At 60.1% G+C, this 15,037-nt stretch carries 12 protein-coding genes and 5 tRNA genes; 5 read left to right on the forward strand and 12 right to left on the reverse strand.

The features are described from left to right. Positions 1 to 61: 61 nt before the first annotated feature. Positions 62 to 952: a LysR family transcriptional regulator gene (locus tag HU755_RS24880; RefSeq protein WP_186637558.1), complete on the forward strand. Its 891-nt coding sequence runs from the start codon at positions 62 to 64 to the stop codon at positions 950 to 952. A gap of 68 nt (positions 953 to 1,020) precedes the next feature. Further along, the gene (locus tag HU755_RS24885; RefSeq protein WP_186637560.1) at positions 1,021 to 4,299 is read left to right on the forward strand and encodes a PAS domain S-box protein; all 3,279 of its coding nucleotides are present in this window, start codon (positions 1,021 to 1,023) and stop codon (positions 4,297 to 4,299) included. A 49-nt stretch (positions 4,300 to 4,348) separates the two neighbouring features. Here HU755_RS24885 and HU755_RS24890 read toward each other — a convergent pair whose 3' ends face one another. The 11 genes from HU755_RS24890 to uvrB form a co-directional block, all read right to left on the reverse strand. Further along, positions 4,349 to 4,792, reverse strand: coding sequence for an Hsp20 family protein (locus HU755_RS24890; RefSeq protein ID WP_186552351.1), 444 nt, complete (start codon positions 4,790 to 4,792; stop codon positions 4,349 to 4,351). Between the two features lie 119 nt (positions 4,793 to 4,911). Beyond that, entirely contained in the window at positions 4,912 to 5,871 is a 960-nt protein-coding gene (locus HU755_RS24895) for a tRNA-dihydrouridine synthase (RefSeq protein WP_186637563.1), read from the reverse strand. Between the two features lie 158 nt (positions 5,872 to 6,029). Further along, positions 6,030 to 6,479, reverse strand: coding sequence for a thioesterase family protein (locus HU755_RS24900; RefSeq protein WP_186552349.1), 450 nt, complete (start codon positions 6,477 to 6,479; stop codon positions 6,030 to 6,032). 46 nt (positions 6,480 to 6,525) lie between these two features. Then, positions 6,526 to 7,359, reverse strand: coding sequence for an alpha/beta fold hydrolase (locus HU755_RS24905; RefSeq protein WP_186637566.1), 834 nt, complete (start codon positions 7,357 to 7,359; stop codon positions 6,526 to 6,528). 30 nt (positions 7,360 to 7,389) lie between these two features. Continuing rightward, positions 7,390 to 7,929, reverse strand: a complete 540-nt coding sequence (locus HU755_RS24910; RefSeq protein WP_186552347.1) for a TetR/AcrR family transcriptional regulator — start codon at positions 7,927 to 7,929, stop codon at positions 7,390 to 7,392. A gap of 181 nt (positions 7,930 to 8,110) precedes the next feature. Further along, positions 8,111 to 8,186, reverse strand: a tRNA-Glu gene (locus tag HU755_RS24915). A gap of 80 nt (positions 8,187 to 8,266) precedes the next feature. Beyond that, positions 8,267 to 8,342 (reverse strand) — tRNA-Ala (locus HU755_RS24920). Between the two features lie 53 nt (positions 8,343 to 8,395). After that, positions 8,396 to 8,471, reverse strand: a tRNA-Glu gene (locus HU755_RS24925). Between the two features lie 79 nt (positions 8,472 to 8,550). After that, positions 8,551 to 8,626: transfer RNA gene (locus HU755_RS24930), tRNA-Ala, on the reverse strand. Between the two features lie 201 nt (positions 8,627 to 8,827). Beyond that, on the reverse strand, positions 8,828 to 10,309 hold the full coding sequence (gene gltX / locus HU755_RS24935) for a glutamate--tRNA ligase (protein WP_186637569.1): 1,482 nt from the start codon (positions 10,307 to 10,309) through the stop codon (positions 8,828 to 8,830). A 218-nt stretch (positions 10,310 to 10,527) separates the two neighbouring features. Beyond that, positions 10,528 to 12,543: an excinuclease ABC subunit UvrB gene (uvrB, locus tag HU755_RS24940; protein ID WP_186637572.1), complete on the reverse strand. Its 2,016-nt coding sequence runs from the start codon at positions 12,541 to 12,543 to the stop codon at positions 10,528 to 10,530. Between the two features lie 337 nt (positions 12,544 to 12,880). Here uvrB and HU755_RS24945 point away from each other — a divergent pair, with 337 nt between their 5' ends. Both HU755_RS24945 and HU755_RS24950 read left to right on the forward strand, forming a co-directional pair. Beyond that, on the forward strand, positions 12,881 to 14,077 hold the full coding sequence (locus HU755_RS24945) for an amino acid aminotransferase (protein WP_186552476.1): 1,197 nt from the start codon (positions 12,881 to 12,883) through the stop codon (positions 14,075 to 14,077). A 230-nt stretch (positions 14,078 to 14,307) separates the two neighbouring features. After that, positions 14,308 to 14,508, forward strand: a complete 201-nt coding sequence (locus HU755_RS24950; protein WP_186637575.1) for a hypothetical protein — start codon at positions 14,308 to 14,310, stop codon at positions 14,506 to 14,508. Here the strand turns inward: HU755_RS24950 and HU755_RS24955 are convergent. Then, positions 14,505 to 14,735, reverse strand: a complete 231-nt coding sequence (locus HU755_RS24955) for a hypothetical protein (protein ID WP_186637578.1) — start codon at positions 14,733 to 14,735, stop codon at positions 14,505 to 14,507. The two genes, HU755_RS24950 and HU755_RS24955, sit on opposite strands and share 4 nt — an antisense overlap. A 219-nt stretch (positions 14,736 to 14,954) precedes the next feature. On the opposite strand from HU755_RS24955, the gene HU755_RS24960 reads away from it, so the two are divergent. Continuing rightward, a tRNA-Asn gene (locus tag HU755_RS24960) sits at positions 14,955 to 15,030 on the forward strand. The last annotated feature ends 7 nt before the right edge of the window (positions 15,031 to 15,037 follow it).

Below are 15,037 nucleotides of genomic sequence, written 5' to 3' on the forward strand. Positions count from 1 at the left end.
GTTAGATTAAATAACTCAAATTCATATTTTTCATGCTTTGGATAACCAACTGGAATGCGACATGGACTTGGCTAACCTCAACGCTTTTATAGCCATCGCCGAGACCGGCAGTTTCTCCGGTGCGGGCGAACGCCTGCACCTGACGCAACCGGCGATCAGCAAACGCATCGCCGGTCTCGAGCAGCAATTGAAGGTGCGCCTGTTCGACCGACTGGGCCGTGAAGTCGGCCTGACCGAGGCCGGCCGCGCCTTGCTACCGCGGGCTTATCAGATGCTGAATGTGCTGGACGACACGCGTCGTGCCCTGACCAATCTGACCGGCGAAGTCGGCGGCCGCCTGACGCTCGCCACCAGTCACCACATAGGCCTGCACCGCCTGCCCCCTCTATTAAGGGAATTCACCCGGCGTTATCCGAAGGTGGCGCTGGATATTCAGTTCCTCGATTCGGAAGTGGCCTACGAGGAAATTCTTCACGGCCGCGCCGAACTGGCGGTCATCACCCTCGCGCCCGAGCCCCACGCGCTGGTGCATGCGATGCCGGTGTGGGACGACCCGCTGGATTTCGTGGTCGCCCCGGAACATTCGCTGATCAATAACGGCGCCGTCAGTCTGGCCGATATTGCCGGGCATCCGGCGGTGTTCCCCGGCGGCAACACCTTTACCCACCATATTGTGCAGCGTCTGTTCGAAGCCCAGGGCCTGACGCCGAACATCGCCATGAGCACCAACTACCTGGAAACCATCAAGATGATGGTCTCGATCGGTCTGGCCTGGAGCGTGCTGCCGCGCACCATGCTCGACGATCAGGTCGCAAGTATCGCTTTGCCGGGCATACAGCTCACTCGCCAGCTAGGCTATATCCTGCACACCGAACGGACGCTGTCGAATGCGGCAAAAGCCTTCATGGCCTTGCTGGATGCGCAAATCGATCGGCCAGGGACTCCGGGCTGACTTGTGCCACGCCGGTAAACCACCGTTTTTGTGCCTAACGCCCCACATCAGCTCAAGGCCCGTGATCAATGCCGAAATCTGTTGACCGAATTCCGCCGATGCCGCGCATCCAGGCCATCGACCCGCGTCATTCCGAGCAGAGCTGGGAGAGCGCGCCGCAATTGCTCGCCGCGCTCAATGGCGCCCGGCTCGGCGCCTGGTATTGGGACATCGAGCGCGGGCAGATCAGCTGGTCGCGCGGCACGCAGGCATTGTTCGGCTTCGATCCGCGGCAACCGTTGCCGCAGGATTTGGAATACCTCGACCTGCTGCCGCCGGAAGACCGTGCGAAGACCGTTCGCGCCTTTCACGCGGTGATTGCCGGCGCGCCGCTGGAACAAGCGATGCATCATCGCATTCGCTGGCCCGACGGCAGTCTGCACTGGCTGGAGGTCAGCGGCAGCCTGCTGCCGGACAAACACGGGCGCCCGCGAATGATCGGGGTGATTCGCGAGATCACCCAACAGCGTCAACGCGAGCAGGCCCTGAGCAGTTCGGAGAAACGTTTCGCGACACTTTTTCACCTGTGCCCGAATATGGTGCTGCTGACCCGTCAGGAAGACGGCCTGATCAGCGAGGCCAATCAGTATTTCGAAAGCCTTTTCGGCTGGCCAGTGCAAAGCGCGATTGGCCGCACCACGCTGGAACTGGGCCTGTGGGTGCACCCCGAGCAACGCGGTGAACTGGTGAAAAAAACCAAGGCCAAGGGCGATCTGGTCAGCATGGAAGTGCAGTTTCGTGCCAGCAACGGCCAGGTTCATGACGGTATTCTAAGCGCGCAAAAGGTCGAGCTTGAAGGGCAGCCGTACCTGCTGAGCACGTTCCTCGATACCACCGAGCGCAAAGCCGCCGAACTCGCGCTCAAAGACAGCCAGGAACGCCTCGATCTGGCGCTGGACTCGGCACAACTGGGCACCTGGGACTGGCACATCCCCAGCGGCATGCTCTATGGCTCGGCGCGGGCGGCGCAATTGCACGGGCTGGAGCCGATTCCGTTTCACGAATCCTTCGAAGCGTTTTTCGAGGGCGTACCGGGCGAGGAGCGCGACAGCATGCGCGATGCCTACCGCAGCCTGCGTGAAGGCCCGGCAGGCAATTACCAACTGACGTATCGCGTGCAACTGCCGGACGGCAGCTCGCGTTATCTGGAAAGCCGCGCCCGCCTCTATCGCGATGACAAGGGCGCGCCGTTGCGCATGGCCGGCACGCTGCTGGACATCACCGATCAGGTCGAGCGCGAACAGCGCCTGGTGGCCTCGGAAGAAAAATTCGCCACGCTGTTTCAGGTCAGCCCCGATCCGATCTGCGTCACGCGCCAGGAAACCGGCGAGTTCATCGAGATCAATTCCAGCTTTACCCAGACCTTCGGCTGGAGCGCCGCCGACGTCATCGGCCATACCGCCGAGGAAATCGGCCTGTGGGACGCTTCTGCAAAAAGTCTGCAACGCATCGAGCGGGTGATCCGCGAGCAAGGCCTGAGCAATGTCGCGATCATCGTCCAGCACAAGGACGGACAGTCGCTGACCTGCGTCATTTCCAGCCGACAGATCAGCGTCGGGGATCTGCCCTGCATCGTTACCACCCTGCGCGACATCACCCAGCAACAACGCTCGGAAGCCGCGCTCAAGGCCAGCGAAGAGAAATTCGCCAAGGCCTTTCACTCCAGCCCCGACGCGATCACCATCACCGAACGCGACACTGGCCGCTACCTGGAGGTCAACGACGGGTTCTGCCGCCTTACCGGATACCGCGCCGATGAAGTGCTGGGCAAAACCGTCTATCAGGTCGGCATCTGGGCCGAAGAAAAACAGCGCTCGGCCCTGCTCGCCGAATTGCAGATCAAGGGCCGCGTGCACCATCAGGAAATGCTCGGCCGCAACAAGCGTGGCGAACGGCTGACGGTGGAGGTCTCGGTCGAGCCGATCACGCTCAATGAAACCGCGTGCCTGTTGCTGACGGCACGGGACGTCAGCCTGCTGAAAAACGCCGAAGCGCAGATTCGCCACCTCGCCTATCACGACCCGTTGACCAACCTGCCCAACCGCGCGCTGCTGATGGATCGCCTGAGCCAGCAGATTGCCTTGCTCAAGCGCCACAATTTGCGCGGGGCCTTGCTGTTTCTCGACCTCGATCATTTCAAGCACATCAACGACTCGCTCGGTCACCCGGTGGGCGACACGGTGCTGAAGATCATCACCGCGCGACTCGAAGCCAGCGTGCGCATGGAAGACACCGTGGCGCGCCTGGGCGGTGACGAATTCGTCGTTTTGCTCAGTGGCCTGGAAGGCTCGCGCCATGAAGTCAGCACGCAGGTTCGTGCATTGGCCGACACCCTGCGCGAGCTGCTCTCCGAGCCGATGTTCCTCGATGGCCAGCGTCTGCAAGTGACGCCGAGCATCGGCGTGGCGCTGATCCCCGACCACGGCTCGACCCCGACTGACTTGCTCAAGCGCGCCGACATCGCCCTGTATCGGGCCAAGGATTCCGGGCGCAATACCACGCAGATGTATCACAACACCATGCAGAAAGCGGCCAGCGAAAGGCTGCGCATGGAGACCGATCTGCGCCTGGCGTTATCGCGCGGTGAGTTCAATGTGCACTTCCAGCCGCAGGTCGACGCCCGGGACAACCGCATCATCGGCGCCGAAGCACTGGTACGCTGGAACCACCCGGAACTCGGCGCGCAGTCGCCCACCGAATTCATCAAGGTGCTGGAGGACAGCGGCCTGATTCTGGAGGTCGGCACGTGGATTCTCGATGAAGCCTGCGAGGCGTTCAAACAGCTGATCGCGCTGCAATTGGTCGATCCGTTGAATTTCAGCCTGTGCGTGAATATCAGCCCGCGACAGTTCCGCCAGAACGATTTCGTCGAGCGTATCGAACACAGCATGAGCAGCCACGGCCTGCCCTGCTCGCTGCTGAAACTGGAGATCACCGAAGGCATCGTCATTCAGAATCTGGACGACACCATCGGCAAAATGCGCCGCTTGAAGAAACTCGGCGTCAGCTTCGCCATGGACGATTTCGGCACCGGCTATTCGTCGTTGACTTATCTGAAGCGCTTACCGGTGGACACGCTGAAAATCGACCAGTCGTTTATTCGCGACGCGACCACCGACTCCAATGTTGCGGAGATCATTCGCGCGATTGTCGCCATGGCGCGCAGCCTGGAGCTAGAGGTGATTGCCGAGGGCGTGGAAACCCCGGAGCAGTTGGCGTTCTTGCAGGGGCTGGACTGCCATTTGTATCAGGGCTATTTGCACAGCCGGCCGGTGGCGCTGGAGGACTTAAAGACGTTGCTCAAATAACGACCACAAAAAAGGGCGCCATCACTGGCGCCCTTCTTCTTGCCTGGCGTTATTGCAGAACCGCCTGCTGCGCTCCATTGATCGGGATGCGCTTGGCTTTCGCTTCTTCCGGAACCACTCGCAACAGGTCGATGCTCAGCAGACCGTTGCGCAGGTCGGCGGCCTTGATCTCGATATGATCGGCCAGACGGAAAGACAGCTTGAAGGCTCGCTGCGCGATGCCCTGATGCAGGAACGTGACGTTCTCGTCAGTGTCACGCTTGCCACCACTAATGGTCAGCACGCCTTTCTCGACTTGCAGGTCCAGGTCATCTTCCTGGAAGCCAGCGGCCGCGACGACGATACGGTATTGGTCATCACCGTGTTTTTCGACGTTGTAAGGAGGATAGCTGCTGCCTGGCTCGTTGCGCAGGGCGGTTTCGAACAGGTCGTTGAAACGGTCGAAACCTACCGAGGAACGGAACAGTGGCGCGAGAGAAAATGCAGTACTCATGGTTCAAATCTCCTGAAAACAATCAGCAAGGTTTTGTGTCTCCGCGACCCGAATTCGGCATCGCGTAACCCTTAGATAGGGACCGCTGTTTTGATTTCAAGAGATTTTTTTCAGATTTTTCAGGCGGCGTCGACGAGCGGCAATCCAAGTAAACGCGAGACGTGATCAGGCTCGGTTTCGCGGCGCAGAACGCTGAAAAGCTCGGTGGCTTCGGGATAATTACGCGTCAGCATGGCCAGCCATTGCTTGAGGCGACCGGGCGATTGACGCGCGGTCATCTGCGCCTTGGCCTGCAGCCAGAAATCCTGAATCAAAGGCATCAGTTCGTTCCAGGTCATCTCGACGACCTCTTCTCCGGCGCGGGCCGCAGCGATCTGGCGGGCCAGATCCGGGCGCGAGACCAGACCTCGACCGAGCATGATGTCTTCCACGCCGCTGATCTCGCGGCAACGACGCCAGTCTTCGACACTCCAGATATCGCCGTTGGCGAACACCGGCACCTTGACCACGTCCTGCACACGCGGGATCCACTCCCAGTGAGCGGGGGGTTTGTAGCCGTCCACTTTGGTCCGCGCATGGACCACGATGTGCTCGGCGCCACCTTCGGCCAGCGCCGTGGCGCAGACCAGCGAGCCGTCCGGGCTGTCGAAACCCAAGCGCATTTTCGCGGTGACGGGTATGTGTGCAGGCACGGCGCGACGGACGTGCTCGACGATCTGGTTAAGCAGCTCCGGCTCCTTGAGCAGCACCGCACCGCCACGGGACTTGTTGACGGTCTTGGCCGGGCAGCCGAAATTCAGGTCGATGACTTCCGAGCCAAGTTCGCAGGCCAGCGCAGCGTTTTCCGCCAGACACACCGGATCGGACCCCAGCAATTGCACGCGCAATGGCACACCGGACGCGGTGCGGGCGCCATTGAGCAGCTCCGGGCCGAACTTGTGGAAATACGCCGGTGTGAGTAACTGATCGTTGACCCGAATAAATTCGGTCACGCACCAGTCAATGCCGCCAACGCGGGTCAGCACGTCGCGAAGGATGTCGTCGACCAACCCTTCCATGGGCGCCAGAGCAATTTGCATGGGAAAACACTACTTGAAGAAAAACGTGCGGCAGTTTACTGGATATCGCGCAAACCCGCAGATCCCATGTAGGAGTGAGCCTGCTCGCGATAGCGATGTATCTGCCACATATGCATCGACTGATACACCGCGATCGCGAGCAGGCTCACTCCTACCATTTAGATTTGAGCTGTATCCGGGAGCTGTATCGCCGGACCATAGCCTTCGATGAACTCCGCCGGCATACGCTTGGGCTTGCCGGTCGAGAGCTCGATGCAGACGAAAGTGGTCTGGGCACGCAGCAGCGTGGCGTTGTCGCTCGGACGCTTGAGCTGGAAATGCCGGGTCATTTTCAGGCGCTGATCCCAGTCGACGATCCAGGTCGCCAATTGCAGCTCGTCGCCTTCGTAGGCCGCGGCCAGATAATCGATTTCATGACGCACCACGGCCATCGCCCGATCCAGTCGCCGATATTCGACCAGATCCAGCCCCAGGCGCTGCGAATGGCGCCACGCGCAGCGTTCAAGCCAGGTCACGTAGACCGCGTTGTTCGCATGGCCCAGCCCGTCGATATCCTCGGCGCCCACTTGCAAATCAATGGTAAACGGCGTTGCCCGATCCCAGCCCATGCCCCACTCCCGGTCATTTGATTCAACCGGGGCAGTGTAACGGAGCTCACGCCGATTGGCGCGCCTGAAGGCTGCGACCGGCCAGCAGTGATAACACGCCATCAATCACTCGCGGGTCGGCCAGTACGCGCTGATGACCGCCGCCCTCGAGGCGCAGCAAGCGGCTGTCGAACCAGGCTTCATGAATCAATTGCGACTCCTTGACCGAGACGAAATTGTCGTCCTCGGCATGGACAATCAGGCCGGGCATGTCGAGCTGATAATGCGTGACATCCAATGTGGCCGCGCGCATGCCGACATCCTGCTCGACCTGTCGAATGAAGGCGGAACGGGCTCTGGGCGGCATGCCGACATGACGGGCGAAACCGCGCAGCACGCCAAGGATCCGCGACGGCGCGGCGATACTGACGAGGGTTTCGGTGCGCAGGCCCAACTGCACGGCGAGCATCGCGCTGGCACCGCCCATGGAGTGGCCGATGACGGCTTGCAGCGGCGGCAATTCGGCAGCCGCTTCGAGCATGGCGCGGGCGAACAGCACCACGTTGGCTTCTCGCCCGGGTGAGCGGCCGTGAGCCGGGCCATCGAGCGCGACGACGGTATAGCCGGCATCGACCAGAGCGATGATCAGCGAAGCGAATTGCGTCGGCCGCCCTTCCCAGCCGTGCATCAGCAACACCGTGGGGCCTTGACCCCAGCGCAGCGCCGACAGGCCAAAACGCAAAGTGATGCGCTCGGAACTGGCCAGCAATGGCAGCTCCCAGTCACGCAGTGGCAGCGCACGCGGCGTCATGAACGCCAGACGCATTTTGCTTGCCACCAGTTTCGGTGCAAACCAGCCCAAGGTGCCGTTAACGCCACGAATCCACTTCAACGTGTTCATCGCTCTCTCCTCAGGCGTGCTGCCTTCAGGTCAACGCACCGCCGACTTGGCGGCGCGCAGCAATCGATCGGATAACTCGCCAGGGCCCAACGCTCTTGCCAGCGCCAGACCACCTACCATCAGCGCGACATCGGCCAGCGCCTTGTCGGTGTCTTCAGGACTGGCCGCCAGTTGCGCCACCATCAACTCCATGTGCTCGTTCAGCGCCAGACGGAACGACTCCGGCAAACGCCCCAGCTCACCGATCGAAGCCGGAATCGGGCAAGCCGCCTCGCTGGAGTCGCGATGCTTGCGCGACAGGTAGAAGGCAGCGACCAGGGCGCGACGCTCTTCACCGGTCAGATCGGCATCCATGTCGGCAATCAGGTCGCGACGCCGGCCCAGCAGTTGTTTGAACGCTTCGAGCATCATCGCGTCCTTGCTTTCGAAGTGCGCATAAAAGCCTCCCACCGTGAGGCCGGCTGCGCCCATCACTTCGCCCACGCTCGGGTCTGCCGGGCCACGCTGGATCAGGGCGGCGCTGGCAGCCTTGAGGATGCGTTCGCGGGTTTGAGCTTTTTTATCGTTCATCGTTGCCTCCGAATATTACGACTAGAATATTATTCGCATAATAATATTCCGCAAGTCAAGAATATGACCGCTGGTCTGAAGCACAGTGTAGGGAGAAAGGAGAATTGGCCAAACGCCAGACAAACAAAAGGGCCATTCAATAATTGAATGACCCTTATAAATCCCGCAGAGCGGGTAATCGTGGCGTCCCCTAGGGGACTCGAACCCCTGTTACCGCCGTGAAAGGGCGGTGTCCTAGGCCACTAGACGAAGGGGACACAAACCCTTCTATACAACTGATCAGTGCTGAGTGCTGATCGATTCAAGGCCGGTGTGGCCAGACCTTGAACTGTAAAATTGGTGGAGCTAAGCGGGATCGAACCGCTGACCTCCTGCATGCCATGCAGGCGCTCTCCCAGCTGAGCTATAGCCCCGGATTTTTCGCCTCGCGGCGGAGTGAAGTCTTGCAACATCACTTCTGTAAAACTGGCGTCCCCTAGGGGACTCGAACCCCTGTTACCGCCGTGAAAGGGCGGTGTCCTAGGCCACTAGACGAAGGGGACGCAAACCCTTCTATACAACTGATCAACGCTGAGTGTTGATCGCTTCAAGGCCGGTGTGGCCAGGCCTTGAAGTGTAAATTGGTGGAGCTAGACGGGATCGAACCGTCGACCTCTTGCATGCCATGCAAGCGCTCTCCCAGCTGAGCTATAGCCCCTCATCGTTGATGTCATCGCTGAGGACGGGGCGAATCTTAAGGGCGTATCAAAAGTCTGTCAAACTTATTTTTGAAAAATTTCAAAGTTTTTTGTCGGGATTACAATCACTTACCGCCCTCCCCCGTAAATTCGGGAGAAACGCCGAACGCAGGATCAAAAGATCGCGGCCTTCGGCAGCCCCTACAGAGACACAAAAGCCATCAGGCGATGGCGCCCAACAGTTTTTCCCATTCCTTGTTTTCTTTCTTCGACACGCCGCCCAACAGGTCAATCGCCTGACGCAAGCGGAAACGGGTGAGATCCGGGCCGAGGATTTCCATCGCGTCGAGCACCGACACCGAGCTTGCCTGGCCGGTGATCGCGGCGAACATCAGCGGCATCGCATCGCGCAGTTTCAGCTCCAGGGATTCGACCACCGCCTGAATCGTCGCGGTGATGTTGTCCTTTTCCCACTGACGCAGGCTTTCCAGCTTCCACAGGATCAACTGCATCAACTGACGAACCTGATCGCCCGAGAGCTTTTTCGATTCAAACAGCTTGGCGTCCGGGTTGACGCCACCGGCAAAGAAGAACCCGGCCAACGGCGCGACCTGGCTGAACGTCTCGACGCGGCCCTGTACGTGCGGGGCGATTTTCATCATGTAGTCGGCATTGAATGCCCATTTTTGCACGCGTGCGGCAAACTCTTCGACCGGCAGGTCGCGCAGCCACTGGCCGTTGAGCCACGACAGCTTCTCGATGTCGAAAATCGGCCCGCCGAGGGACACGCGCTTGAGGTCGAAGTTGTCGACCATTTCCTGCAGCGAGAACTTCTCGCGCTCGTCCGGCATCGACCAGCCCATGCGCCCCAGGTAGTTGAGCATCGCTTCGGGCATGAAACCCATACGCTCGTAGAATGTCACCGAGGTCGGGTTCTTGCGCTTGGACAGCTTGCTCTTGTCCGGGTTACGCAGCAGTGGCATGTAGCACAGCTCCGGCTGTTCCCAGCCGAAGTATTCGTACAAAAGAATCAGTTTCGGCGCCGATGGCAGCCATTCTTCGCCGCGCAGGACGTGGGTGATGCCCATCAGGTGGTCGTCAACCACGTTGGCGAGGAAGTACGTCGGCAGGCCGTCGGTCTTCATCAGCACTTGCATGTCCATGCGATCCCACGGGATCTCGACATCGCCACGCAGCATGTCCGACACCACGCAAACGCCCTCGCTTGGCACTTTCATGCGGATCACGTGGGGTTCGCCGGCAGCCAGACGGGCAGCGACTTCTTCCTTCGACAGCAGCAGCGCGCGGCCGTCGTAGCGCGGGGTTTCGCCGCGAGCCATTTGCTCGGCGCGCATCTGATCGAGTTCTTCAGCAGTGCAGAAGCATGGGAACGCGTGCCCCATGTCGACCAGTTGCTGGCAGTACTTCTGATAGATGTCGCCGCGTTCGCTCTGCCGGTACGGGCCGTGCGGGCCGCCGACGTCCGGGCCTTCGCTCCAGTCGATGCCGAGCCAGCGCAGCGCGTCGAAAATCTGCTGTTCGGACTCGCGGGTCGAACGCAACTGGTCGGTGTCTTCGATGCGCAGGATGAACTCACCGCCATGCTGCTTGGCAAAGCAGTAGTTGAACAATGCGATGTAAGCGGTACCTACGTGGGGGTCCCCGGTAGGCGATGGCGCGATGCGAGTGCGGACGGTGGTCATGGCATGTCTCGAAAAAATGAAGAGCAGAACAATCAAGCGGCGAATGGTAACAGGCGAGACCTGCCCGGCTCCAGCGGGCAGGGTATTTAAGCCAGACATGGGTCGCCGCTCTACCGAGTCGCCGCCATTCGCGAGCAGGCTCGCTCCCACAGGGCCTGTGCAGATTGCCCTTGTGGGAGCGAGCTTGCTCGCGAAGGCGCCGGGTCAAACGACGCAGATCAAACGGTCAGCAATCGTTCGCGCAGTTTGGCAATCTCATCACGCATCTGCGCCGCTGCCTCAAATTCCAGATCGCGCGCCAGTTGATACATTTTCTCTTCCAGCGCACGAATGCGTTTGGCGATTTCGCTCGGCGAACGCAGCTCGGCTTCGTACTTGGCGTTTTCTTCGGCAGCCTTGGCCATGCCTTTGCGCTTCTTGCTGCGCGACCCCGGCACGGTGGCGCCTTCCATGATATCGGCGACGTCCTTGAACACGCCTTTCGGGGTGATGCCGTGTTCGAGGTTAAAGGCAATTTGCTTATCGCGACGGCGCTCGGTCTCGCCAATCGCGCGCTCCATCGAGCCGGTCATGCGATCGGCATACAGAATCGCCCGACCATTGAGGTTACGCGCGGCACGGCCGATGGTCTGAATCAATGAACGCTCGGAACGCAGAAACCCTTCCTTGTCCGCATCGAGAATCGCCACCAGCGACACTTCCGGCATGTCCAGGCCTTCACGCAGCAAGTTGATCCCCACCAGTACGTCGAACGTGCCGAGGCGCAGATCGCGGATGATCTCGACGCGCTCGACCGTGTCGATGTCCGAGTGCAGATAACGTACGCGCACGCCGTGGTCGGCGAGATAATCAGTGAGGTCTTCGGCCATGCGCTTGGTCAGCGTGGTCACCAGCACGCGCTCTTCGATCGCCACCCGCTTGGTGATTTCCGAGAGCAAATCGTCGACCTGAGTCAGCGCTGGCCGCACCTCGATCTGCGGGTCGACCAGCCCGGTCGGCCGCACCACTTGCTCGACCACGCGCCCGGCGTGTTCAGCTTCATAGTTGCCCGGCGTCGCCGAGACGAAAATGGTCTGTGGGCTGACCCCTTCCCACTCGTCGAAACGCATGGGCCGGTTGTCCAGCGCCGACGGCAAGCGGAAGCCGTATTCGACCAGCGTCTCCTTGCGCGACCGGTCGCCCTTATACATGGCGCCAACCTGCGGCACGCTGACGTGGGATTCGTCGATGACCAGCAAGGCGTCCGCCGGCAGGTAATCGTAAAGGGTTGGCGGCGCAGCGCCGGACGGGCGCCCGGACAGATAACGCGAGTAGTTTTCGATGCCATTGCAGTAGCCCAGTTCGAGGATCATCTCCAGATCGAAACGGGTGCGTTGCTCCAGGCGCTGGGCCTCCACCAGTTTATTGTTGCTGCGCAGGTATTCGAGACGCTCCTGCAACTCGACTTTGATCCCTTCGATGGCGTCGAGCAGGGTTTCCCGCGGCGTCACATAGTGGCTCTTCGGATAGAAGGTGAAGCGCGGCATTTTGCGGATGACTTCGCCGGTCAGCGGGTCGAACGCGGAAATGCTCTCTACCTCGTCATCGAACAACTCGATGCGGATCGCTTCCAGGTCGGATTCCGCCGGGTAGATGTCGATCACATCGCCACGTACGCGGAAGGTCGCACGGGCAAAGTCCATGTCGTTGCGGGTGTACTGAAGGTCAGCCAGCCGGCGCAGCAGCGCACGCTGATCGAGCTTGTCGCCGCGATCGACGTGCAAGACCATCTTCAAGTAGGTTTCCGGACTGCCCAGACCGTAGATGCACGACACCGTGGTGACGATGATCGCGTCTTTGCGCTCCAGCAACGCCTTGGTCGCGGACAGACGCATCTGCTCGATGTGGTCGTTGATCGACGCATCCTTCTCGATGAAGGTGTCGGATGACGGCACATAAGCTTCGGGCTGGTAATAGTCGTAATAGGAAACGAAGTATTCGACGGCGTTGTTGGGGAAGAATGCCTTGAACTCGCCATACAACTGCGCGGCGAGAGTCTTGTTCGGCGCCAACACCAGCGTCGGACGCTGTACCTGCGAGATGACGTTGGCGATGCTGAAGGTCTTGCCCGAACCGGTCACACCAAGCAGCGTCTGGTGCGCCAGCCCGGCTTCAATGCCTTCGACCAACTGGCGAATGGCTTCCGGCTGATCGCCGGCGGGATCGAAGCGGGTGACTAGCTGGAATTCCGACATACACACCTCTGGAATCGCGGCGTTCCGCCTCAGACGGAGCACCACGAGGACGACCGCAAACGACCGATGTCGCGCAAGAAAAAACCTGGATTGTGCTTAATGTGGTGGCGATTGCCCGGCCTTTCAAGGCAAACGTCCTACATCCGGTAAAGACTCTGACAAAGACAATCGACTAACGGTCAAGAAATAATCGGAAAAACTTACCGTAAAAGCCGATTCGCCTGTCGCCATTGCGCGGTGATGGCCTCTATACTAGCTCCCCGTTTGTGCACCGCTCTAGTGCATTCGGCTGGAGCGCGACACGTCCCTCCACTCTCCATTCAGAGCCGCCGTAATAATGAGCCTGTTCTCCGCTGTCGAAATGGCACCCCGCGATCCAATCCTGGGCCTCAACGAAGCATTCAACGCCGATACCCGGACCACCAAGGTCAATCTGGGCGTGGGTGTTTACTGCAACGAAGAGGGGCGAATTCCACTGCTGCGCGCGGTGATCGAAGCCGAGGCGATTCGCGTCGCTCAACACGCTTCGCGCGGCTACCTGCCGATTGACGGCATCGCCGCCTACGATCAGGCCGTGCAGAAGCTGCTGTTTGGCAACGACTCGCCGCTGATCAGCGCCGGTCGGGTCATCACCACTCAGGCAGTCGGCGGGACCGGCGCACTGAAAATCGGTGCCGACTTCCTCAAGCAGCTGCTGCCCGACGCCGTGGTCGCGATCAGTGACCCGAGCTGGGAAAACCATCGCGCACTGTTCGAAACCGCTGGTTTCCCGGTGCAGAACTACCGCTACTACGACGCGGCCACCCACGACGTCAACCGTGCCGGCATGCTCGACGACCTCAACGCCCTGCCGAACGGCTCTGTCGTTGTTCTGCACGCTTGCTGCCACAACCCGACTGGCGTCGACCTGACCCCGGCGGACTGGAACAAGGTGCTGGAAGTAGTCAAGACCAAAGGTCACGTGCCGTTCCTCGACATGGCTTATCAGGGCTTTGGCGACGGCATCGACGAAGACGCTGCGGCCGTGCGCCTGTTCGCGGAATCCGGTCTGACTTTCTTCGTCTCGAGTTCGTTCTCCAAATCGTTCTCGCTGTACGGCGAGCGTGTGGGCGCGTTGTCGATCATCAGCGAGTCGAAAGAAGAAAGCGCACGTGTGCTGTCGCAGGTCAAACGCGTGATCCGCACCAACTACTCCAACCCGCCGACCCACGGCGCCAGCATCGTTGCCGCCGTGCTGAACAGCCCGGAACTGCGCGCACAGTGGGAAGCGGAACTGGCCGAGATGCGCCTGCGCATTCGTGGCATGCGCACGCAGATGGTCGATCTGCTGGCGGAGAAAGCGCCGGGCCGCGACTTCAGCTTCGTCGGTCGCCAGCGTGGCATGTTCTCCTACTCCGGCCTGACCACTGAACAGGTGCATCGCCTGCGCAACGAGTTCGGCATCTATGCCCTGGACACCGGCCGCATCTGCGTGGCGGCGCTGAACCAGAGCAACATCAAGGCCGTGACGGATGCGATTGTTCAGGTCATCTGATTTCGCGGCGTGATGAAAAACGGGAAGCCTTGATGGCTTCCCGTTTTTTGTTTGTGTCTGGAAACGTCCCACAACCTCTAGACTGCACAGAGCTTTAACTGTGGGAGCGGGCTTGCTCGCGAAAGCGGTCTGTCAGCCAAAAATGGATTGACTGACCTACCGCATTCGCGAGCAAGCCCGCCCCCACAATTGGTTTTTGTGTACGCCCTGCATTTTTGATGAGAACCCACATGAAAAACGACAACCTGCGTGCCGACCGTGACGAACTGGAGGATTTCATTCCCCGTGTGTCGGCCAAACGGGAAAAAAGCCTGGTCCTGCAAATCGCCACCGGGGTTTTCCTCGGCGGCCTGGCGCTGTGGCTGGTGCAACTGGCGGCCACGGCCGCTTACGCCAGGCTGATGCTCGGCACGATTACCTTTGGCGGTTAAGCCAACTCGGTCGCGCGCTGACTCGCGGCGTCGTCATAGACGACATACAGCGATTCGGCAATCTGGCTCTTGATGGCTTTGGTGCTCTCAAGACCGAGCACGAAACCTTCGGCCTTGCCGCCGGCGCGGTTCAATTCTTCGGCGGTGCTTGCCTGAGTGATCGCGTCGAAGAGTTTTTCGGCGTGTGGGCCGACGCCTTTTGGCAGGCTGATCTGCGTGATGCTCATACGGATACCTCGGTGATACAAATGAACTGACTCATGGCGCGTACCTTTTCGGCGAATGGCCGGCAGCGCGTGTGACCACTTCCGGGTGGCCATGGTAGACCTCCGGTGCCGCTCTGGTAAGCGCCAATCGCTGACAAAACGCCGTCCGTCCCGACGAATCGCAAAAGGTGTTATTCGGAGCTTGACTTCTCTTTTTGAATCAGTAACATACGCACCAATTCCGCAATAGCTCAGTTGGTAGAGCAAATGACTGTTAATCATTGGGTCCCTGGTTCGAGTCCAGGTTGTGGAGCCAAATAGCA

Origin of the sequence: Pseudomonas sp. SWRI111, assembly GCF_014268555.1 — a bacterium.
Taxonomy (GTDB): Bacteria; Pseudomonadota; Gammaproteobacteria; order Pseudomonadales; family Pseudomonadaceae; genus Aquipseudomonas; species Aquipseudomonas hamedanensis.